This is a genomic window from Pantoea sp. ABR1s (genome assembly GCF_057812235.1).
In genome coordinates this window covers 984184-1006825 of record NZ_CM173823.1, presented here as the reverse complement: position 1 = coordinate 1006825, position 22642 = coordinate 984184, and the positions used below count along the sequence as shown (strand labels likewise).

Sequence of the window (22642 nt, the reverse complement as noted above, 5' to 3'; positions counted from 1 at the left end):
GTACCCTTCCAGTAGCCGTTATCACTGACGTTGGATAAGCGGTTGAACTTTGTTATCAATGGCCTCTCGCGCACGAAAGATACGTGATCGAACAGTGCCTACCGGGCAATCCATAATGACGGCGATCTCTTCATAACTCAGACCGTCCAGTTCCCTGAGGGTGATTGCCATACGCAAGTCCTCGGGTAGCGCCTCGATGGTACGAAAGACAATTTGTTTCAATTCTTCTGACAACATTAAGTTCTCAGGGTTCGAAATTTCTTTTAATGCACCCGCACTTTCGAAATTTTCTGCGTCAATAGCATCCACATCGCTGGATGGCGGACGACGCCCCTGAGCAACCAGGTAATTTTTCGCTGTATTTACCGCAATGCGGTACAGCCAGGTATAAAACGCGCTATCGCCCCGGAATGAATCCAGTGCGCGATACGCTTTAATAAACGATTCCTGTACTACATCAGGTACGTCGCCCGAGGGAACATAGCGTGAAACCAGGCTCGCCACTTTATGCTGGTAACGAATCACCAGTAAGTTGAAAGCTTTTTGATCTCCCTTCTGTACGCGCTCGACAAGGACCTGGTCCGTCAACTGCTCGCTCATCCGAGGTAATGTCTCCCCAAATTTTTCATACGCATAAAGTAACTGCCAGCACATCTCATGGTTCTGAGCAAGCATGCGCTTAGAGTTATGATGTGGTGCGAAGTTCACTTCTCGCCCTGATATTTACCGCTCCGATGGACATTACACAGGTTCTTCGTTTTCGTTCAGTGTAAGGAGCGTAAATCGCAGGCAGAGTAACCTATGACAACAGCTTTTTCATCATTAAATCCTTTAGGTTTAATAAGTTTGCTATAAAAAACCGCGCCAAAAGCAGCCCGGTTTTAACTCACTGATATTAAGTAACTTTGGGAAATCATCAGACAAAAACCTGCGCCAGATGTTTAAAATACTTCACAGCAACCCCCATTGCGCTTATGCTCAGCCCTATTCTTGTTTAGTAAATTAAACATTATGATGAATGCGAACCCGGATTATCAGTGTGATGTACTCATTGTGGGCAGCGGTGCTGCTGGCCTGTCGCTGGCGTTGCGGCTGGCAAAACAGTATCAGGTGACAGTTCTCAGTAAAGCGCAGGTCAATGAGGGGTCAACCCTTTACGCCCAGGGCGGTATTGCTGCGGTATTTGATGAGACTGACAGCATCGAGTCGCACATCGAAGATACGCTGATTGCCGGAGCAGGATTATGCGACCGTGAAGCCGTCTCGTTTATCGCCAGTAATGCCCGGCACTGCGTGCAGTGGCTGATCGACAACGGTGTCGCCTTTGATCTCGACCCGCAGGCGGCCGGCGACATGCGTTATCACCTGACGCGGGAAGGCGGCCACAGTCATCGACGTATCCTGCACAGCGCTGACGCCACCGGCCATGCGGTTGAAACGACGCTGGTAAGCCAGGCGTTGAGCCATCCCAATATCCGGATACTGGAACGCACCAACGCGGTCGATCTGATTCTTTCAGATAAAATCGGCCTGCCAGGCCCACGCCGCGTGGTGGGAGCATGGATCTGGAACCGTAATCGCGAACAGGTGGAAACCTGTCGGGCACGGGCCGTGGTGGTTGCAACCGGTGGTGCCGCCAAAGTTTATCAATATACGACTAACCCCGACATCGCCTCCGGTGACGGCATCGCGATGGCCTGGCGTGCCGGCTGCCGGGTTGCCAATCTGGAATTTAACCAGTTCCACCCGACCTGCCTGTTTCATCCGCAGGCGCAGAATTTCCTGTTAACCGAAGCGTTACGCGGAGAAGGTGCCTGGCTGTTGCGTCCCGATGGCAGCCGTTTCATGCCCGATTTCGATGAGCGTGCCGAACTCGCCCCGCGCGATATCGTCGCCCGGGCCATCGATCATGAGATGAAGCGGCTGGGCGTTGACTGTATGTATCTGGATATCAGCCACCAGCCTGAGGAGTTTGTTCGCGCGCACTTCCCGATGATCTATGAGAAGTTGCTGACCTTTGGCTTTGACCTCACCAAAGAACCCATCCCGATTGTGCCTGCCGCGCACTATACCTGTGGCGGCGTAGTCGTTGATCAGCACGGCCAGACCGACGTCAGTGGCCTCTATGCCATCGGTGAGGTGAGTTATACCGGCCTGCATGGCGCTAACCGCATGGCATCCAATTCGCTGCTGGAGTGTCTGGTTTATGGCTGGTCCGCTGCAGAGGAGCTGATTCGCACCCTGCCCGCCATCGAAGCCGTTACTGCGCTACCCGCATGGGATGAAAGCCAGGTCGATGACGCCGATGAGCGCGTGGTGATCCAGCATAACTGGCACGAGCTGCGGTTATTCATGTGGGACTACATGGGAATCGTCCGCACGACCCGGCGGCTGGAGCGGGCGCTGCGTCGCATCAACCTGCTTCAGCAGGAGATCGATGAATATTATCGTCATTTCCGCCTCTCCAATAATCTGCTGGAGCTACGGAATCTGGTGCAGGTGGCTGACCTGATGGTGCGCTGTGCGCTGGAGCGAAAAGAGAGTCGCGGCCTGCACTATATCCGCGACTACCCGGATTTACTGCCCGAGGCGCGGCCAACCATCCTGACGCCGCCGGACTACATAAAAAGGTAGAACTCCCGCGTCAGGCTACACCACTCATCAGAATAGCGGGTGTCCGGCGTGCGGATGGCAAGGCGCTCCAGCAGGGTTTCCCCGGCCTGCGGCGACAGCCCCAGCAGGACGCGGTGCGGCGGACGATGGGCATATTCCGCCACGTCCAGCCGGAAACGCAGATGCCAGCCATCCGCCTGCGCCAGGGCGATGAATTCCTGGCCGGTCGCGGTGGGCAGCACCACGCAGAACATCCCCTCTTCTTCAATCAGTAATGCAGCACTGCGTAACAGTGTCTGATGATCGAGCGAGGCCGTGGCACGGGCGCTGTCCCGTGCCGCAGTCGAACAGGCCACGCCAGGCGCAAAATAAGGCGGATTGCTGACGATTAGCGAGTAACGTTTATCGCACTGTTCAGCCCAGTCGGCGATATCACGCTGATGAACCCGAATACGTTCAGGCCACGGCGACTGCTGCACATTTTCCTGCGCCTGAAGCGCGGCTTGCGGTTCTAACTCAACCGCATCGATGTTGACCGGCGACGGCGTACGCTGCGCCAGCATCAGCGCGATAAGCCCGCTGCCGCTGCCAATATCCAGAATACGTTTTACCCCGGCAACCGGCGCCCAGGCCCCAAGCAGAATGGCATCGGTGCCCACTTTCATCGCACAGCGATCGTGCGCGACAAAAAATTGTTTAAAGGTAAAACCGTTCTTGTTTAACTGTGGCCGTTCACGCGGCTTATCCTGCATCATTCGTCACTACCATCTTTTTTTTCCTGCCGTACGGCAGCGCATGAGTGTAACGTGACAACAGAGGGAATTCACGCGGCAGACAACCCCAGGCGCAGCCGAAACGGATTAACAGATGAAGATTCAGTCTGATCTGTCTATAATCAGCGCCCCAAACTGAGGTAGACCATGACAGTAACCACATTTTCCGAACTCGAACTCGACGAAAGCCTGCTACAAGCGTTGCAGGAAAAAGGCTTTACGCGCCCAACAGTGATCCAGGCTGCTGCAATTCCGCCCGCGCTGGAGGGCCGTGACGTTCTGGGTTCGGCACCTACAGGGACCGGGAAAACCGCCGCGTATCTGTTACCGGCGTTGCAGCACCTCCTTGATTTTCCGCGTAAGAAATCTGGCCCGCCACGCATCCTGATTGTGACCCCGACCCGCGAACTGGCGATGCAGGTCGCCGATCATGCGCGTGAGCTGGCGAAACATACTCATCTGGACATCGCCACCATCACCGGCGGCGTGGCTTATATGAACCATGCCGAAGTGTTCAGCGAAAACCAGGACATCGTGGTCGCCACCACCGGCCGTCTGCTGCAGTACATCAAAGAAGAGAACTTTGACTGCCGCGCAGTAGAAACCCTGGTGCTGGATGAAGCGGACCGCATGCTCGATATGGGCTTTGCCCAGGATATCGAAACCATCGCGGCTGAAACGCGCTGGCGCAAGCAAACTCTGCTGTTCTCTGCCACGCTGGAAGGCGACAATATCCGTGACTTCGCCGAGCGTCTGCTGAACGATCCGGTTGAGCTGGAAGCGGACCCAAGCCGCCGTGAGCGCAAAAAGATCCAGCAGTGGTACTACCGCGCTGACGATCTGCAGCACAAGACCAAATTACTGATCCATCTGCTGAAACAGCCGGATGTGACGCGCAGCATCGTGTTCGTGCGTAAGCGTGAACGTCTGCATGAGCTGGTGAGCTGGTTGCACGAAGCGGGGATTCGTAGCAGCTATCTTGAAGGCGAAATGGTGCAGGCAAAGCGTAACGAAGCGATTAAACGTCTGAGTGAAGGCCGCGTTAACGTGCTGGTTGCGACGGATATCGCCGCGCGCGGCATTGACGTTGAAGATGTCAGTCACGTCTTCAACTATGACATGACGCGCACCGCTGATACCTATCTGCACCGCATCGGGCGTACCGGTCGTGCGGGCCGTAAAGGCATCGCCATCTCACTGGTTGAAGCACACGATTTCGTGCTGCTGGGCAAAATCACCCGCTATGTGAACGAGCCAATCAAAGCGCGCGTGATTGATGAGCTGCGTCCTGAGACGCGGGCGCCAAGTGCCAAAACGACCGGCAAACCGTCGAAAAAGGTTCTGGCGAAGCGTGCAGAGCAGAAAGCCAGTGAAACAGAAAAACCGCGTGTGAAAAAACGCCATCGTGATGCCAAAAATGTCGGCAAACGCCGCAAGGCAAGCGGCAGTACGCCCGCTAATGAGAATGCGGAATAAATCATCGCAGCTATAAAAAAATCGCCTCACAGGAGGCGATTTTTTTTATCTGATAATCAGTAACAGCCCTTTCACAATCTTTTATCTGCCAGAGCGCTTTCTTCATGACACTGGCATCAGCGTGCCGGGCAGTTAACTGTTTATCTTATTCATAATATTAATAAAAATTGCTGTGTGCGCTTTGCGCTAATTTTCAGCAACCGATAACTCAGGCTGCTTAAAGACTTTCAGTAAAGGTACGGGTAATAACGTCGCGCTGCTGCTCAGGCGTCAGTGAGTTAAAACGCACGGCATAGCCTGAAACGCGGATGGTCAGCTGCGGATAGTTTTCAGGATGTTTAACTGCATCTTCCAGCGTTTCGCGACGCAGAACGTTGACGTTCAGATGCTGTCCACCTTCAACACGTACCTGAGGTTTGATTTCAACCGGCACTTCACGGAAAGCGAATTCACCCAGTTCGCTGATGGCGACAACCTGATCTTCTTCGTAGCCCGCTTTTGCACACAGGCAACGCGCTTCGGCTTTCTCTTCGTCCAGCAGCCAGAAGGAGTTCAGTAGTTGTGAATTGTTTGATTGAGTGATCTGGATACCAGTGATCATGATTGCGTCTCCCGGGTAATACGTGGATAAATCAAATTTGAGGCCCCGGTATATCACCTTTGATTTCGGACAGTTTTGACCTGTATCAATATTAATCAGGCATTCCGCCCGCTTTTAAGCTAACCCATTGATCTCAATACCCCTGTCACTTAAACTTAATTTGTATTATTCAAATTATTTTTGCCTTCAGGTCAGCGGCAGGAACCGCTAAGCTTATGGCACTAACGTTAAGGGAGTTAAACATGGCTGAAAAGCTGACCTGGCACGACGTGCTGGCTGAAGAGAAAGAGAAACCCTATTTTATCGAGACGCTGAAGCAGGTCGCCGATCAACGCGCCGCAGGTGTCACGGTTTATCCGCCGCAGAAAGATGTGTTCAACGCCTTTCGCCTGACGGAGCTGGGCGACGTCAACGTGGTGATACTCGGTCAGGATCCCTATCACGGGCCTCATCAGGCGCACGGCCTGGCCTTCTCGGTACTGCCCGGCGTCCAGGTGCCGCCATCTCTGCAGAATATCTACAAAGAGCTGATGCAGGATATTCCAGGTTTTCAGAAGCCCAGTCACGGCTTTCTTGAGAGCTGGGCAAAACAGGGCGTGATGTTGCTCAACACCGTGTTGACGGTTGAGGCAGGTAAAGCGCATTCCCATGCGCGATTTGGCTGGGAGACCTTTACGGATAATGTGATTGCGGCGATTAACCAGCACTGTGAAGGGGTGATTTTTCTGCTGTGGGGTTCACATGCGCAGAAGAAAGGCAGCATTATCGATCGCCAGCGCCATCACGTGTTGCAGGCACCGCATCCCTCGCCGCTCTCCGCGCACCGTGGCTTTTTCGGCTGCAAACACTTTTCAACAACCAATGAACTGCTGAGCGCTGCCGGTAAAAAGCCGGTGGACTGGACGCCGGTTTTACCGGACTAACGCCAGAAAGCACACGGCCGCGTCAGAGCGCGGCCGTGTAACGGGATTCAGGCGTTGAATCAGCTTTTCGCTTTGGAAACCGCAACCATCGCCGGGCGCAGCAGGCGACCATTCAGCGTATAGCCACGTTGCATCACCAGCATGACATGGTTTGGCTCAAACTCTTCAGACTCCATCATCGACATCGCCTGATGCACTTCCGGGTTAAACGGCACGCCGGTTTCGCCGACCACTTCAACACCGAATTTACGCACGGCGCCCAGCAGGCCTTTCAGGGTCAGTTCAATCCCTTCAATCATCGAAGCCAGCTGTGGGTCCTCTTTGTTCGCGACTTCCAGCGCACGCTCGAGACTGTCGATTACCGGCAGCAGTTCGTTGGCAAACTTCTCAAGCGCAAATTTGTGCGCCTTCTCAACGTCCATCTCGGCACGACGACGAATGTTCTCAATCTCTGCCTGCGCACGCAGCTGGGCATCGCGCACACCGGTCTGTGACTGCGCTAATTCAGCTTCGAGCTGAGCAATACGCTCATCACGCGGATCCACCTCTGCCGCTGTCTCCGCTTCCTGAGGTTGCTGCTGATCCTGCTGAATTTCGTCTGAGACTTGCTCGTTTGGGGTGTTCTGTTCTTTACTACTCATGAATTTCTCCGCGTTTTGCACATTCATTTCGCTGGTTGGCTTATTATGGGGATTGGTATGACGGATTCAAGGGAACCTATCACATTGCCTTACCGTTTTGGCTTATAAGGAACACCGACCAGATGAACAAACACTTTAACTGCATTGGTATTGTGGGTCATCCGCGCCATCCCACCGCGTTAACCACGCATGAGATGCTCTGGCGCTGGCTGACAGCCAAAGGTTATCAAGTGATCGTTGAGAAGCAAATTGCGCAGGAGCTGTCGCTTCACGACGTGCAGACGGGCACGCTGGCGGAGATTGGTCAGCAGGCCGATTTAGCGGTCGTGGTGGGTGGTGATGGCAATATGCTGGGCGCAGCGCGGGTGCTGGCGCGCTACGACATTAAAGTGATTGGGATTAACCGCGGTAATCTCGGCTTTCTCACCGACCTTGACCCGGACAATGCGCAGCAGCAGCTGGATGAGGTGCTACAGGGCAACTATTTCGTCGAGAGCCGCTTTCTGCTGGAAGCGCAGGTGTGCAAATCTGACTGCTCGCCGCGCATTGGCTCCGCTATCAACGAAGTGGTGCTGCATCCCGGCAAAGTCGCGCACATGATCGAATTTGAAGTCTATATCGATGAAGTGTTCGCCTTCTCCCAGCGATCGGATGGGCTGATTATTTCGACACCCACCGGCTCGACCGCCTATTCACTCTCTGCGGGCGGCCCGATTCTGACGCCGTCACTCGAAGCGATAGTGCTGGTGCCGATGTTCCCGCATACGCTGTCAGCGCGGCCACTGGTCATCAACAGCAGCAGTACCATCCGTTTGCGCTTTTCCTCGCGCCGCAGCGATCTGGAAATCAGCTGTGACAGCCAGATTGCGCTGCCGATTCAGGAAGGCGAGGATGTACTGATTCGACGCAGCAGCAACCACCTGAACCTGATTCACCCCAAAAACTACAGCTATTTCAATACGCTGAGTTCAAAACTGGGCTGGTCAAAAAAATTGTTCTGAAATGCGGCCTCCCCTCTTTACTGGATAAAAAACCAGTTTATACTGTATGAAAAACCATATGTGTTTATTCATACAGGTGAACCTATGCTGGCCCAACTGACCATCAGTAATTTCGCTATCGTTCGTGAGCTCGACATTGATTTTCAACGCGGCATGACAGCAATCACTGGTGAGACCGGTGCCGGTAAGTCTATCGCGATTGATGCGCTGGGATTATGTCTGGGTGGTCGTGCTGATGCCGACATGGTGCGTCAGGGTGCCAGCCGGGCCGACCTTTGCGCCCGCTTCCAGCTTAAGTCCTCCCCTTCTGCTCAGCGCTGGCTGATTGATAATCATCTGGACGATGGCAACGAATGTCTGCTGCGCCGGGTTATCAGCGCTGACGGACGTTCCCGTGGCTTTATCAATGGCACGGCGGTGCCGCTCTCTCAGCTGCGCGATCTCGGCCAGTTACTGATTCAGATCCACGGCCAGCATGCCCATCAGCTTCTGCTCAAACCAGACCATCAGAAACATCTGCTGGATGCCTATGCCGGTCACGACGATCTGCTGCAGCAAATGCGCGCCAGCTATCAGACCTGGCATCAGAGCTGCCGCACCCTGGCGCTGCATCAGCAGCAGGCGCAGGAGCGCGAATCCCGCCGCGAGCTGTTGCAGTATCAGTTGAAAGAGCTGAACGACTTCGCTCCGCAGCAGGGTGAATATGAGCAGATCGACGAAGAGTACAAGCGTCTGGCCAACAGCGGACAGCTGCTGTCGACCAGCCAGCAGGCACTGCAACTGTTAGCAGACAGCGATGACAATAATCTCAACAGCCTGCTCTACAGCGCACGTGAGATGATTTCAGAATTGACCTCACTGGATGAGAAGCTGAATGGCGTTCACAACCTGCTGGAAGAGGCGGCGATTCAGCTGAGCGAAGCCAGCGATGAGCTGCGCCACTACTGCGACAGCCTCGATCTGGACCCTAACCGCCTGTACGAACTGGAACAGCGTATTTCGCGCCAGATTGCTTTAGCCCGTAAGCATCACGTCACTCCTGAAGGGCTGCCTGAACTGCATCAGCAACTGCTGGCGGAAGCGGAATTGCTGTCTCAGCAGGAGAGCGATCAGGAGAGCCTGCAATTACTGGTGGGTGAACACTATCAGGCCGCGCTGCACAGCGCAGAGCAGCTGCATCAGCAGCGCAGCCACTATGCCGATGAGTTGCAGCTGCTGATTACCCAGAGTATGCATCTGCTCTCAATGCCGCATGGCCAGTTTAAAATCGCGCTGACCTTTAATCCGGATCAGCTGACCGCAGACGGTGCGAGCCGCGTTGATTTCCAGGTGACGACTAACCCAGGTCAGCCACTGCAGCCGCTGGGCAAAGTCGCTTCGGGCGGTGAACTGTCACGTATCGCCCTGGCGATTCAGGTCATCACCGCGAAGAAAATGGAAACGCCAGCGATGATTTTCGATGAAGTGGATGTCGGCATCAGCGGCCCGACCGCCGCCGTGGTGGGTAAACTGTTGCGCCAGCTTGGCGAATCGACTCAGGTGATGTGCGTAACCCACCTGCCGCAGGTTGCCGGTTGTGGTCATCAGCATTTTTATGTCAGCAAAGAGACCGATGGTGCGATGACCGAGACCCATATGCAGCCGCTGGACAAGCGTGCACGTCTGCAGGAACTGGCACGACTGCTGGGTGGCAGCGAGGTCACACGCAACACCCTGGCCAACGCAAAAGAACTTTTAGCCGCATAGCAGCGCACTTTTTTAACCGGCTGGGGTCATAAGCTTGCTCTGTAGAGGTTTCCAATAGCGAAAAGGTTTATTATCATCGGCACTTATGTCGCCAAAGTAATAAAGCCTGCCGCAGGCAGAGTTCAGATTTTGATGGCAAGAAAACCGCCTGTAAAAGGCGTTTGGCCCCGGAAAAGGAATGTATAGATGCGCTGTAAAACGCTGACTGCCGCGGCAGTAGTAATGTTGATGATGACCGCCGGATGTTCCACCTTAGAGCGCGTGGTCTATCGTCCTGATATCAACCAGGGTAACTATCTGGTAGCTAACGACGTAGCCAAGATCCATACCGGTATGACACAGCAACAGGTGGCTTACACCCTCGGTACGCCGATGATGAAAGACCCGTTTGGCAGCAACGTATGGTATTACGTTTTCCGTCAGGAGCCAGGTCATGAGCGCGTGAAGCAGCAGACGCTGACACTGAACTTTGATGGTAACGGTGTTCTGACTAACATCGACAATAAGCAGAATCTGACCAGAAACAGCGACTGATTGAACGTAAGACCGTTTAAACGACAGACAGCAAAAAGGCGCACTGAGCGCCTTTTTTTATGCCCGCTATCCACTGAGCCTGTAGGGATAGCGACTTATTTTTTGCTTTCTGCCGCTCGCTCTGCGCGCTGACGGCGCAGCTCTTTGGGATCGGCAATCAGCGGACGATAGATCTCAATACGATCGCCCTCATTAACCTCATCACCCAGCTTCACTGGCCGACTATAGATGCCGACTTTGTTACTGCTGAGGTCAATCTCCCTACGCAGTTCCAGTAGCCCTGACTTTTGGATGGCCTGCTCTACCGTGCTGCCCTGCTCCACTTTCACGTAAAGCTGATACTGTTTTTCAGGTAAGGCGTAGACCACCTCAACGGAGATCTCAGGCACTGTAGACCTCTTTGGCACGCTGAGTGAAAGCCTGCACCATGCTGTTAGCAAGCTCTTTGAAGATACGTCCAAAGGCCATCTCTACCAGCATGTTGGTGAATTCAAACTCCAGGCTTAATTCAACCTTGCAGGCGTCATCGCCCAGCGAGACGAACTTCCAGCCGCCGGTCAGCTTGCGGAACGGTCCATCAACCAGTTGCATATGAATGCTCTGGTTATCTGTCAGGGTATTGCGGGTGGTAAATGTCTTGCTGATGCCCGCTTTCGACACATCCACGGACGCAGTCATCTGATTATCTGACGCATCCAGCACGCGGCTTCCGGTGCAACCCGGCAGGAATTGCGGATAGGCATCCACATCATTTACAAGTTTGTACATCTGCCCGGCACTAAACGGGACCAGCGCCGAACGACTAATCTGAGCCATAATGGTTCCTGTTCATCACGAAACCGCTGAATAATAGCATTTTCAGCGATTAAACAAAAATGTCCCCGAGTGAGGGTGTGCTAGAATATCCCGTTTCCTGCCGCCCCGCTGGACTGGGGATGCGATAACCGACTAAGTGATGTAAAATACGCCGCACTATGACAAAGAAAAAAGCACACAAACCCGGTTCTGCCACTGTTGCCATGAACAAACGCGCCCGTCACGAGTACTTCATTGAAGAGGAGTACGAAGCGGGATTGTCGTTACAAGGATGGGAAGTTAAGTCACTTCGTGCTGGTAAAGCCAACATCAGCGACAGCTATATTCTGCTGCGCGATGGCGAAGCCTTTCTGTTCGGTTCAACCTTTCAACCCTTAGCCGTTGCCTCCAGTCACGTGGTCTGTGACCCAACGCGCAGCCGTAAGCTGCTGCTGAAGCAACGTGAACTCGACTCCCTGTATGGCCGCGTCAACCGCGAAGGCTACACCATCGTGGCGCTGTCGTTGTACTGGAAGAACGCCTGGTGCAAACTGAAGATTGGTGTTGCACGCGGTAAAAAAGAGCACGACAAGCGCGATGATATCAAAGACCGCGAATGGCAATTAGACAAAGCACGTATCATGAAGAATTCAAAGCGTTAAGCACTGGATTTTGAGTTGTTTTGTTGTTAGTATTTGAAGTTCTGGGGCTGATTCTGGACTCGACGGGATTGTGAAGCCTTAGGAGCATGCCGAGGGGCGGTTTGCCTCGTAAAAAGCCGCAAAAAAATAGTCGCAAACGACGAAAACTACGCACTAGCAGCTTAATAACCTGCTTAGAGCCTTCTCTCCCTAGCTTCCGCTCTTAAGACGGGGATCAAGAGAAGTCAAACCCAAAAGAGATCGCGTGGATGCCTTGCCTGGGGTTGAAGCGTTAAATCCAATCAGGCTAGTCTGTTAGTGGCGTGTCTGTTCGCAGCTAACCGGCGAATGTAAAAACTGACTAAGCATGTAGTGCCGACGGTGTAGTAATTTCGGACGCGGGTTCAACTCCCGCCAGCTCCACCAAAATTCTTCAAAGATGGTTCCAGTGCCATCCGCAGAAGTCCTGAAGGCCCGCACGGCACAAGCCCTGCGGGCTTTTTTGTGCCCTCAATTTGTCCCGCGAAGTCTGAAGCCAACTAATTAAATCCGAACCTTTTAGGCCCATTGATAGGCCCAACGAAAAGCTCTATTGTTTTCGTTGGGCCTAAACGCATGGAGACTCCCATGGCAAGAAAAACCAAGCCGTTAACCGATACGGAAATCAAAGCCGCCAAACCTAAAGATGCCGATTACCAGCTGTATGATGGTGACGGGCTTACTCTGTTAATCAAGTCCAGCGGTAGTAAGCTCTGGCAGTTCCGTTACTATCGACCTCTGACAAAGCAGCGAACCAAGCAGAGCTTCGGTGCCTACCCTGCTGTCTCACTTTCTGATGCGCGTAAACTCAGAGCCGAATCTCGAGTTTTATTGGCAAAAGATATTGATCCTCAGGAACACCAGAAAGAACAGGTGAGGAATTCACAAGAGGCCAAAATCAACACCTTCTTGTTAGTTGCCGAGCGTTGGTGGAATGTGAAGAAAGCCAGCGTAACAGAAGACTATGCCGACGATATCTGGCGCTCACTTGAGAGAGATATTTTTCCAGCAATCGGTGATATTAGTGTCACTGAGATTAAGGCTCATACTCTGGTTAAAGCAGTGCAGCCGGTTCAGGCCAGAGGCGCATTAGAGACAGTCCGACGCCTTTGTCAGCGTATTAACGAAGTCATGATTTATGCGCAGAACACAGGCTTGATTGATGCAGTTCCCAGCGTAAACATAGGGAAAGCGTTCGAGAAACCGCAAAAGAAAAACATGCCAAGTATCCGCCCGGATCAGCTACCACAATTAATGCAAACGATGCGTACAGCAAGTATAAGTTTGCCCACGCGATGCCTGTTTATGTGGCAGCTTCTAACCATCACTCGCCCTGCCGAAGCCGCTGAAGCTCGATGGGATGAGATCGATTTTGATGCCAACGAATGGAGAATTCCTGCGGCTCGAATGAAGATGAACCGAGATCATACGGTTCCATTATCTGATGGGGCTCTAGCTATTCTGGAAATGATGAAGTCTCTTAGCGGTGGCCGAGAGTTTATATTTCCCAGTCGCATCAAACCAACCCAGCCAATGAACAGCCAAACAGTTAATACCGCACTGAAGCGTGCTGGCTTAGGAGGCGTACTCGTTTCACACGGCTTACGTTCTATCGCCAGTACGGCTCTCAATGAGGAAGGATTTCCACCTGATGTCATTGAAGCAGCACTTGCTCATGTAGACAAGAATGAGGTACGTCGTGCTTATAACCGCAGTGATTACCTTGAGCAACGTCGTCCTATGATGCAGTGGTGGGCAGATTTCGTGATGGCGGCAGATCGTGGAAGTATGATTGACGGCGGGATGAAAGAAATGCGGTTAGTTGGTTGATGTGAATTTCCTAAGACCTAACACGCCCACTAAACCTATGAAACCTTACTTAATTATGGGGATAGTGCAAAAACTGACATCTCCCTTCTTAGCACATAGATAACACATTAACATAAACAATTAAACTAAGGACTCAATATGAACGTAGCATCTACTTACGATGATGAACTCCGAACTTTTTCAAAGACATTTGATACTACGAGTGAGGACAAAGCGCTAAGTGCTCGTGGACATTTTCTACTGTCTTACCCACTAAAAGAACTTCAAAATATCACTATCGATGAATATGTTATTGGTAAAGGTACTGCTTCATTTTGTGCGTGTGTCGAAGCAAAGACAAAAGCTTGGGCAAATATACAAGGTGCGACAGCGAATAAGTTTGGTATTTACTACGGTAAAACTAAGTCTGATCCAACGACCAGATATCGTTATACTAAAAAATTTGGAAATACGAAAAAAGAAGCTTTTGATGGAGTAAAGAGTGCTCTCTTAAAACTCATTCAGGCAGGAAAATCCAAAAAATATCGCGATATAGATGAAAATCCCCTATCTCAAATGTTCAAGGCTAAAATATTAAGTCTCTATTTTCCATCCAGTTACTTAAACATATGTAGCTCCGAACACCTTAAGCAAATTGCATTAGGAATGGGGATTCAGGGGCAACTCTATATTAGCGAGTATCAGCACTTGTTAATCGAGAAAAAAATGGAGAATAAAATCACAAAGAACTGGACCAATCCTAAGTTCATGTCATTTCTTTATAGTAAGTTCATACGTGGAAACCTATCTACAAATTCTTTATGTACTATACAAAAACCTCGAAAAAAATCTAGACGCCCTGTTAATTTTGAGGACATCAATATAAACAGAGATATAATTGGAAAGTTAAGCGAAGAGTATGCCATCGAATGGGAAAGAAAAAGATTGGTTGGTATTGGATATGAAGAACTGGTAAAAAAGATAGAGGATCGCCGTGATATTCCATCTTATGGATATGACTACCTTTCGTTCAATGCACCGGGACATGAGAGGTACATAGAGGTTAAATCAGTTGGCCGAGAAAAAAAAGAAGAATACTATCGATTCTTTCTTTCCGAAAATGAACGTGCTATTTCCATTAAAAAAGAATACAGCAAGGATTATTACTTTTATCTTGTTATCTATGGTAAGAATGGAATGCCGTGCGATATTTTAGTTAAGCATGCCAAAGAACTCTATTCAAACAGTGAGATTACCCCATGTGCTTATGTAGTAAGATTTAATTTAGAAGATCATGAATAATTACACCATTAATTTTAATGTGTACTTTAAATATACATTCAATTAATAACCACTAAAGACTTATCACTCGGGTAATTCAGTGCCAAAACCATCTCATAAAGACAAAAACATACACCAACACACATTACGAGATATTATTAGGTATAAACCACCCTAAGATCTTAAATATATTACCACTGATAACACTGAATCCGATAATGGAGCTAATGTGCATTTCTTATCAAGACTCAATAGCTTAATTATAAAGTAAAACCTTAAAACATCTTATTGGTGACACTAAGAAATCGCAGCAAAAAACACATCCGTTCGGGTAGAAAAATGATATCGCTAGATAAATATAATCATTTGTAGGATTATGCTAGACATCATAGTCATACTAGAAATCAGCTTATAAGTTGTGAGAGCATGAAGCAATAAGTAGTTATGGTTCTCAACTATGTAGAAAATTCTATAACATTCAAGTATAGTGCAATAAACACAACTATAAACTGTCAGGTGCTAACAGAAAAATGATTTCAAATACACAGGCAGTACAACGTTGGTTAAAGCAATTTTCTAAGCCGCATAGAAATATTGCCAAATCGCTATTAGATAGCCTCATTTATATAAAAACATCCACTGTAATTAATGATTTGAAAGAGGAGCTTGCTCAAAATATAGGCGTAAATGTGGTTTCAATTTTGCCGATTAGAGAGCTTTCCCCCAATGAAAATGTGTATGATTTGTTAAATAAATCAATACCACCAGTAGTACAAGTTTCATTGGAGCCACTTGGAAGCGAAGCATTTATTAGTAATCTCTACACGCAGCTCAATAGGAGAAATAATCAATACTTCCCTTTACCCCAAACAAATATATCTGGCAGAAGGGTGTCAGCATCCATCTCACTAAATGAAATGCGCATTTTAAATGTTAGAAAGTTGATATTAATAGATGATCTAATTGGTTCTGGGGATAGAACTAAAGAATTTATTGAAAGAGTTTATAATCACCCTACAATTAAGAGTAGATTATCGTTTGGAACACTTGAGATAGAAATATTAGCATATATGGCAACACATACTGGCCAATCTGTAATTGAGAAATATATTTCAAATAAAAAGGGGCTAAGCCTAAATGTGCTGTATTCCGCCCCAATAATAGATGAACTTGCTAATCACAAAGAAATAACTAACCTTTGTCATGCATATGCCCATAATAAAGAAAAACACCCTCTAGGGTACAAAGGTAGTGCCGTACGGGTTATATTTACCCATTCAGCCCCCAATAATATCCCATCTATACTCCACCGTACTGTTATTAAGTATAAACCAAAAACCAATGGTATTACTCCAGCCAGTAGATGGGATGCATTATTTCCGAGACGATATATTCCTACGGATTTCACACACGAAATTGAAGAAAAAATCAAAATACAACCTAAGCTCTTAAAAATAAAATCAATTCTTAAGCTTTTGGAAGTAGAATCGTTAAGCCTAAAACAACTAAGTAAAATTTCTGGTTTTCCACAATATGAATTAAAACTTATTTTAAAGAATCTAAATACTGCTGGCTGGGTTCATTACCGGAATCATGAATATGAAATTACTGGTATAGGCCGTGTAGAAGTAGAAATAGGTTCAAAAACAAAAGGCTTTAAAATCATTGCAATAAACCCAGATTTTTATTATCCTCGTAAAAGGTGAACGGACTCTGGTCTATGCGCTAGTGTTAGTCGGTTGGTTTACAATCGACCCTCGTTTACGAGGATCAGACGGTGATGTTTTAACCGTGAGGGTTATGCCCTCAGTTGATGTAATTTGTATCAATTGTGGAAAATGATTCGCTTACATGCGCAATTGACCCCTTCAGCAACCCCGGCTCGTAACCTCGTCCGTCTTTGCTGAAGGGGTAAATCCGCGAACATTTAAGGTAGCCATATGACCATTGTTCCGTCTCACCTATATTACTTAGGAGGAATCAAAGCCAAAAGAATCCCCGCTGTGCTAAGCGCTACAATGGCAAAAGCAGCTAAGTTTCTTATCAATGATGTTGTATATATTCATAACCTGCAACATCTGGTTAAACTTTCTTCAGTCGATAAAGTTTATTTAGACGATATTATTCTTAGAAGAAAAAATGAATATGAACATTATACAGTTGAGAAAAAATCAGGTGGAAGTCGCTTCATTAGCGCTCCCAAAGAAGATTTAAAACAGTTACAAAGATGGATCAATTATTATATTTTGAGAAATCTTAAACCACATCCTTGCTGTTATTCTTATCATAAAAATTCATCTATTTATAGTTGTGCTATGGTTCATTGCTCATCTCAGTGGCTTGTAAAATTAGACGTTGAAAATTTTTTTGACATGACCTCTGAACGGAGTGTATATGAACAATTTATATTAATAGGGTATTCTCCCATTGTTTCTTTTGCTTTAGCTCGAATTTGTACTTATCAACCTACATTCCTGACTAAAAACCATAGTAAGTGGGTATTGTACAAGCGAAAAAACAGAGAGCTTGCTTATTCTAGGCATAATATAAAATATATTGGGAGATTGCCTCAAGGTGCTCCAACAAGCCCTATGCTTTCAAATATGGTTTTTTTCGAGCTGGATAAAATAATTTTTAAGCTAGTACAAAGTCATGGTGGCCTATATACACGCTATGCTGATGATCTATTCATATCTTTTCCAAAAAAAGACATGAATAGATCTGATATTAGTAAAATCATTGGCCGTGTCGTTGATTACTTACGAAAAAAAGGATACTCCTTAAATAAAACGAAAATCAAAGTATCCCCACCAGGTGCAAAAAAAATCGTTTTGGGATTGAATGTAGATAAGCATATTCCTCATTTATCAAAAGAATTTAAGAATTCGATTGATTCACACTTATATGCTTTAAGCGAGTTTGGACCAGTTGCTCATGCAAGATTTCGGGGTTTTAATAGTGTTTATGGAATGTTAGAACATATAAAAGGAAAGATCTTCTTTGCTAAAACAATATCTCAGGACTACGGTTTGAAATGTATTCAGGAATTCTATGCAGCTCTAGAAAAGCATGGTTTTAATTAGCTATATCACAGCATTCCTATTTCAGTATGTTTTCAGCTATTTTTTCAGTCTTGTTGTTTAAGTTCAGATAAATTTTTTAACCGAAACTCATTTTGTTATGTTCTTCTAACCTATTTATTGAGCCCCTTGGAATAGTTTACCATGAACAATCTAGTCACTTACGCAACATTGAGCTTAAGAATTTTTTAAGATAAAGTTTCCCGCTTTTCATATGCAATTACGGTACAGTTCTAATTCCTAACATATAGATAATGGTTTCTGCTGCTAGTAAAAAAACACAATATCTTTCAAGTGATTTCAAATTACTTCACCCCTCCAATTTAATATCTCTAACTGTTAAGTCAATTAGGATCACTTCAATTGCAGAAACACCAGAGAAATTATAGGCAATAGAATCCCAATAGGACTTAAGTGCATCAATCAGGCAAGGAAGAACTACACGTTGCCCCTCAATTTGCCAATGTGCTTGATTAGATCTACCCCGCCAAACCAAAAGCATTATCCCACAGCCTGCTGTTTCCTCTCGTAAATAATCACCTGCAAGTTGATTGCGTAATCGCTCACATAATTCTGGGCCAGACCAGTTTTCGAGTAACTTTAGTTCAATTGGCACAGGTGAGGAGATAAGTGGATTTTGAGTCCAAATATCTGGCCTTTGTCTATTTGGAAGCTCGTTTTCCTGAGCACAACTATAATGGCCTGAAGAATTGTGATTCAACCATCCCGCCACAAGGTTCCGCATTTCGGTTTCACCTTCAACTCTTTGCCAGGTCCTGTATGGGCTATCATTTCCGCCTTCGATCCATGATTTAAGATCAATCAACCGGTTGACTGTAAGATCAAAGAGCTGTCGATGTGTTGTTGGCGTGCTCATTTGGTACCTAACAAATTCTCGCATTTGCTGTGCCGACCATGGTTCTAAATCTGCATCTTCTTCAGCTCGTTTATAAGCTAACTTACTCATCCAAGCTCGAGATTCAATAACTGGATGTTCTCCTGATAGTTCTATAAGGGCAAAATAGGTCTCTTTACCTGGAATTGCAGCCAACCTGTTAAAAAGAGCATTACGACCATCTTGCGCATCATCTCTCAGCCCCGGAGAATACACTCCCATACCAGCCCGTTCTATATCATCCTCTGCTCTGATATACCGATGCATGAGAATATATAACGCTTTAAGCTGTTTGACACTAAAGGAATCACCATTACCATACGCTGTATTCCTAGAAAAACGAGTCCCCATTAATTTTGTTATAAACAACTGAGCTTCTTTTGAAGCCTCTTCTGGCTGAAGGCCTGACAACCAACTATCGACTGCAGGAATCGCTTCTTCCGCATTAAGATCAACCCAAACTGCATACCAAGTTGCTAGCTGCTCTTTTACAGAACTTTGCGAAACCTTAAATTTAACTAGTTTTAATATAACGTTAGAATCAACACATTCGTTTAGTACAATACAAATACAGTAACGAAGCATGTCAGAGTTATATATTTCGTTTTGCTCTATCCGGTCAATTAATGCTGGAGCCAAGTAGGGATGCATCCATGGTGCATAAGTCGCAAGTTTATACAAAATATAATGCATAGACTCGTCGACTGCAGTATGCGTCAATTCCCAGTTCAATTCTGTGAGGATTGCTTCCAATACCAATTCAGGAAAAGCATGATGCAATTGTTCCAGCCATTTTGGTAGCCCATTCAACTCCCAGATAGCATACCGAAATACATGGCGAACTTCAGCTTCAGTCAAACACGCAGGAAAAGTATCATTTTCACTTGCTTCAATTTCCAGGCCAGCTATAGCAAATAATAATTGATAGGAAACGGTGGTTGTGTCACTACCCTCGGATCTAATAGAAGGAACGTATTTCCTCCAATGTGAGATTGCAGCATCCCGATATGCTCTTGCGACATCTTCACCAAATTCAGGGATCAACCGTTTCCAATTTGAACCATCAGAACGATCACCGTTACCTTCAATCTCACATAATAACCAATACTGGTCATTACTGAAATCCCCTGTTTTAAGTCCAGGGGGATTTCTGATAACATCCGGTGTAGCTCTTAAGCGATTAATCCACGCTATCCGGTTGCGATTGCGATCTTCTTTTTCTTTTTCCCGCTCTTCCCGGCGCTGTGCTTCTTGTTCTTCCCTTTCAATAGTTTTTTGAGATCTCTGCGGGTTTAAAAATGTATCTAGGTACTCTTTAACTTCGGCTCGATCTTCTGTTACGCATTTGAGTTTACGTAACAAGCCTTCAGGTTTATCAGCCAAATTATAAAGCCTGAAGGCGAGAGAAACCGCTACAAGTTTGTCATCAAGAAAATCATGCATCGTGATAAAACTCAGCACATCATCGAATCGGTCTAGCCCGAATTTCCAAAAATGCCCGAGCCACTGCACAGAGTAATCATCGATCAGCCGTTCAGATTCCTTTGTTTCAATTCTGCCACGTGCTTCGTCGATACTTTTCCAGAATAGGGCATCGTTCAGTTCCTTCCAAGCTGGAACGATTTCGTGAAGTATATTTTTATACTCATCGAAATCCTCACTTCGCCAGAATCGCACCGCCGGAACTTTTAACATAATCGCAAGTGCATCCAATGAAAGTGCTGCTTCAGAGCGCATAGAAACCAGTCGTTCAACTGCATGTGTTGCCGCACCTAAAAGCCATACGAACTCTTTAGAGACATGGCACTCCCCTCGCTCAATATAAGGTTTTCTTTCAAGAAAACCGTTCAAGCCAATAATTATTGTTTTCAAGGGTTTGAGCGCGGCTGCATCATTTGGGAAGCGATCAATGAAAACATGCAAAGCTTGCTTTAGTCCAGATGTTTCATACTGTTTATAATCTTCAACTTTTTCTAACGACGCTAACAAGAAATTAGCTGAGGTAGTATCAGGGCTGGCATTCCCCAGTACTTCAGCCAGCAATTTTCGAGGTATAATGTCTGGTAAACGGATTAGCTCATTCAATAGATGGTTTATTTGCGTTTTCTTTCCACATGTCATTACAGCACGTGTAGCCGCGATCCGCGCATAAATACCTCGTCCTGAATCAATTGCAATGCCTGAAAGAACTGGGACACACTCCGTCATACAACCTTGCCAAACTAATCTTCCCAAGAAGAAGATTGCATCATCATTATTTCGATATTTCCCGATCAAATTGAGGGTGTCATTCATTAAATCCGGCTGGGCTATACGGGCAATAGCATTATTATCACGTGCCGAATGATCATCCTTCCCTTCCGCAATACGGTTAACAACATCTGTGAGTATCATTTTCCGTTCAGTTAAAGGTAAGCTAGCTGCATCTCCTCCCTCAAAAACGATCTCAGGTGATATTTTCAATACTTTTTGACGTAATTCATTATCAAATAAAATTAACCAAGGTAATATCGGTCGCAAACGAGGAGTTATAACTAATTGTCCATATTGTTCACGAATAAATAGGGATTCTATTGCTCTACGAGAATGACCATCATTAAGTTGACGACTAAACCATTCTGCTGCGAGGAGCTCTCGCACTTCTCGGTGCCGAAATCGTACCATGCCATATATGACATCATTGAAGATACCACGTTCAAGTAGTGCTCTCACCTCTGGTGGGTTCCAATCACCTAAAACAAGTTCCGCATCAATGCCTTCATCTGGATTCGTGGCATCTGGAATTCGAATTCCAGGTTCACCAGTCATAATAACCGCGGCTGCAAGTAAACGTACACCTGACAATGCATTCTCTCGATTGAGTGGTTGTCGTTGTGAACGACTTGGATCAATCTCGCTTAAACGAAGCTCAATATTGTGCTGTAGTAACTCGAGCCGCCCATCAAGCTTTTGTTCGGTTTTCCACTTAGCCAAAATACTCTCAAGATCAAATGGCCGTGCAGCCATAGTTGTCAGATTTGCACGATGAAGTTCAATAATCAGCGTTTCTACTTGTGGTGTTTCACGATGCTCGGCAAAAATACGAATGCCACACTCGTCCAATGGTTCGAGTATGAATACTTGCAGAGCGCTACTTACTTCAACTACCTGATCATTATCGATTTCATTAGAATTACTCTCTTCAGTGACAGTAGTATTAGCCAACAACTTTTCGAAGGGCAAATATTGCTCTAACAGTTCCCGATCAGTTCGTGCACGCCATGCATATGGGCGACTAGAAACGTAAATGTGTGCACGCTGTTGCGCTGATTTGATCTTCAATGAAAAACGCCTAATTGCTTTCTCAAAAGCTCGAGGGTTTTCAAGACGAGCTTCATCGACCGAGTCAAGGAAAAACCATGCTTTTTCGTGAGATTCAAGCCAATATTCAAAGGATTCTGCGCAACCAACTTCAAAGGCATTTTCGAAACCATCTTCTATATCTTCTATTCTGATGAAGAATGCTGCTCGACCTGATTGCTGAATATGCTTTGCTCGAGATTCCATCTCGAAGGTTTTTCCTGCTCCTGCTTCCGCCAAAATGACGCAGCGATATTCTTCTTCAAGACTTTGCCACTCAGTGTGTTTCTGTGTACCCCAAAGCGAGTGCAATTCGCTTTCATCTGAGTCATCCTTTGACTTAGGTACTAAAGAAAAATATCGAACAAGCGGAACAGGCTGATACATCATTTCAAAACACCTCGAGAGTCTATATTCTGATACGCTCTGATTTTCAGCGAACTCGGCATTAACTC

At 47.2% G+C, this 22642-nt stretch carries 18 protein-coding genes and 1 other RNA gene; 12 read left to right on the top strand and 7 right to left on the bottom strand.

Features of this window, described 5'->3' with window-relative positions; genetic code table 11:
• Positions 1 to 21: 21 nt before the first annotated feature.
• Positions 22 to 600 carry an RNA polymerase sigma factor RpoE gene (rpoE, locus tag ACXKZD_RS04755; protein ID WP_010257669.1) on the bottom strand — a complete coding sequence of 193 codons (579 nt, stop codon included), beginning with the start codon at positions 598 to 600 and terminating at the stop codon, positions 22 to 24.
• Between the two features lie 414 nt (positions 601 to 1014).
• Here rpoE and nadB point away from each other — a divergent pair, with 414 nt between their 5' ends.
• Positions 1015 to 2634: an L-aspartate oxidase gene (gene nadB, locus ACXKZD_RS04750; RefSeq protein ID WP_010671303.1), complete on the top strand. Its 1620-nt coding sequence runs from the start codon at positions 1015 to 1017 to the stop codon at positions 2632 to 2634.
• On the opposite strand, the gene trmN is transcribed toward nadB, so the two are convergent.
• Positions 2619 to 3368, bottom strand: coding sequence for a tRNA(1)(Val) (adenine(37)-N(6))-methyltransferase TrmN (trmN, locus tag ACXKZD_RS04745; protein ID WP_488981898.1), 750 nt, complete (start codon positions 3366 to 3368; stop codon positions 2619 to 2621). The genes nadB and trmN overlap by 16 nt on opposite strands.
• 165 nt (positions 3369 to 3533) lie before the next feature.
• On the opposite strand from trmN, the gene srmB reads away from it, so the two are divergent.
• Positions 3534 to 4862 carry an ATP-dependent RNA helicase SrmB gene (srmB, locus tag ACXKZD_RS04740; RefSeq protein ID WP_010257676.1) on the top strand — a complete coding sequence of 443 codons (1329 nt, stop codon included), beginning with the start codon at positions 3534 to 3536 and terminating at the stop codon, positions 4860 to 4862.
• Between the two features lie 217 nt (positions 4863 to 5079).
• Here the strand turns inward: srmB and grcA are convergent, their stop codons facing one another.
• On the bottom strand, positions 5080 to 5463 hold the full coding sequence (grcA, locus tag ACXKZD_RS04735; RefSeq protein ID WP_010257678.1) for an autonomous glycyl radical cofactor GrcA: 384 nt from the start codon (positions 5461 to 5463) through the stop codon (positions 5080 to 5082).
• 242 nt (positions 5464 to 5705) lie between these two features.
• Between grcA and ung the strand changes: the two genes are divergently transcribed.
• Positions 5706 to 6386, top strand: a complete 681-nt coding sequence (gene ung, locus ACXKZD_RS04730) for a uracil-DNA glycosylase (protein ID WP_022624103.1) — start codon at positions 5706 to 5708, stop codon at positions 6384 to 6386.
• 59 nt (positions 6387 to 6445) lie between these two features.
• Here the strand turns inward: ung and grpE are convergent, their stop codons facing one another.
• Positions 6446 to 7027 (bottom strand): nucleotide exchange factor GrpE, encoded by a 582-nt coding sequence (gene grpE, locus ACXKZD_RS04725; protein ID WP_010257683.1) that lies wholly within the window; start codon positions 7025 to 7027, stop codon positions 6446 to 6448.
• A 122-nt stretch (positions 7028 to 7149) separates the two neighbouring features.
• Here grpE and nadK point away from each other — a divergent pair, with 122 nt between their 5' ends.
• The 3 genes from nadK to bamE all read left to right on the top strand — a co-directional run bounded on the left by nadK (position 7150) and on the right by bamE (position 10308).
• Positions 7150 to 8028, top strand: a complete 879-nt coding sequence (gene nadK, locus ACXKZD_RS04720; RefSeq protein ID WP_010672178.1) for an NAD(+) kinase — start codon at positions 7150 to 7152, stop codon at positions 8026 to 8028.
• An 84-nt stretch (positions 8029 to 8112) separates the two neighbouring features.
• Positions 8113 to 9774 (top strand): DNA repair protein RecN, encoded by a 1662-nt coding sequence (gene recN / locus ACXKZD_RS04715; protein ID WP_409399400.1) that lies wholly within the window; start codon positions 8113 to 8115, stop codon positions 9772 to 9774.
• Between the two features lie 186 nt (positions 9775 to 9960).
• Complete coding sequence (bamE, locus tag ACXKZD_RS04710) at positions 9961 to 10308, top strand: outer membrane protein assembly factor BamE (protein ID WP_010257688.1); 348 nt, start codon at positions 9961 to 9963, stop codon at positions 10306 to 10308.
• Positions 10309 to 10403: 95 nt separating this feature from the next.
• On the opposite strand, the gene ACXKZD_RS04705 is transcribed toward bamE, so the two are convergent.
• Complete coding sequence (locus tag ACXKZD_RS04705; RefSeq protein WP_187506574.1) at positions 10404 to 10697, bottom strand: RnfH family protein; 294 nt, start codon at positions 10695 to 10697, stop codon at positions 10404 to 10406.
• A complete protein-coding gene (locus ACXKZD_RS04700) occupies positions 10690 to 11124 on the bottom strand; it encodes a type II toxin-antitoxin system RatA family toxin (protein ID WP_010257692.1) in 435 nt (144 codons plus the stop codon). Before ACXKZD_RS04700 ends, ACXKZD_RS04705 begins: the two co-directional genes overlap by 8 nt.
• 158 nt (positions 11125 to 11282) lie before the next feature.
• Between ACXKZD_RS04700 and smpB the strand changes: the two genes are divergently transcribed.
• The 6 genes from smpB (at position 11283) to ACXKZD_RS04670 (ending at position 17956) form a co-directional block, all read left to right on the top strand.
• Positions 11283 to 11765: an SsrA-binding protein SmpB gene (gene smpB / locus ACXKZD_RS04695; RefSeq protein WP_010257694.1), complete on the top strand. Its 483-nt coding sequence runs from the start codon at positions 11283 to 11285 to the stop codon at positions 11763 to 11765.
• Between the two features lie 43 nt (positions 11766 to 11808).
• Positions 11809 to 12170, top strand: a transfer-messenger RNA (tmRNA) gene (gene ssrA / locus ACXKZD_RS04690).
• A gap of 201 nt (positions 12171 to 12371) precedes the next feature.
• Complete coding sequence (locus ACXKZD_RS04685) at positions 12372 to 13613, top strand: integrase (protein ID WP_488981897.1); 1242 nt, start codon at positions 12372 to 12374, stop codon at positions 13611 to 13613.
• 138 nt (positions 13614 to 13751) lie between these two features.
• A complete protein-coding gene (locus ACXKZD_RS04680; protein ID WP_137230140.1) occupies positions 13752 to 14894 on the top strand; it encodes a protein NO VEIN domain-containing protein in 1143 nt (380 codons plus the stop codon).
• A gap of 509 nt (positions 14895 to 15403) precedes the next feature.
• The gene (locus tag ACXKZD_RS04675; RefSeq protein WP_137230139.1) at positions 15404 to 16579 is read left to right on the top strand and encodes a phosphoribosyltransferase-like protein; all 1176 of its coding nucleotides are present in this window, start codon (positions 15404 to 15406) and stop codon (positions 16577 to 16579) included.
• Between the two features lie 234 nt (positions 16580 to 16813).
• Positions 16814 to 17956 carry a reverse transcriptase family protein gene (locus ACXKZD_RS04670; RefSeq protein ID WP_137230137.1) on the top strand — a complete coding sequence of 381 codons (1143 nt, stop codon included), beginning with the start codon at positions 16814 to 16816 and terminating at the stop codon, positions 17954 to 17956.
• Positions 17957 to 18263: 307 nt separating this feature from the next.
• Here the strand turns inward: ACXKZD_RS04670 and hyoA are convergent, their stop codons facing one another.
• Positions 18264 to 22577 carry an NACHT domain-containing antiphage protein HyoA gene (hyoA, locus tag ACXKZD_RS04665; RefSeq protein WP_488981896.1) on the bottom strand — a complete coding sequence of 1438 codons (4314 nt, stop codon included), beginning with the start codon at positions 22575 to 22577 and terminating at the stop codon, positions 18264 to 18266.
• Positions 22578 to 22642: the final 65 nt, after the last annotated feature.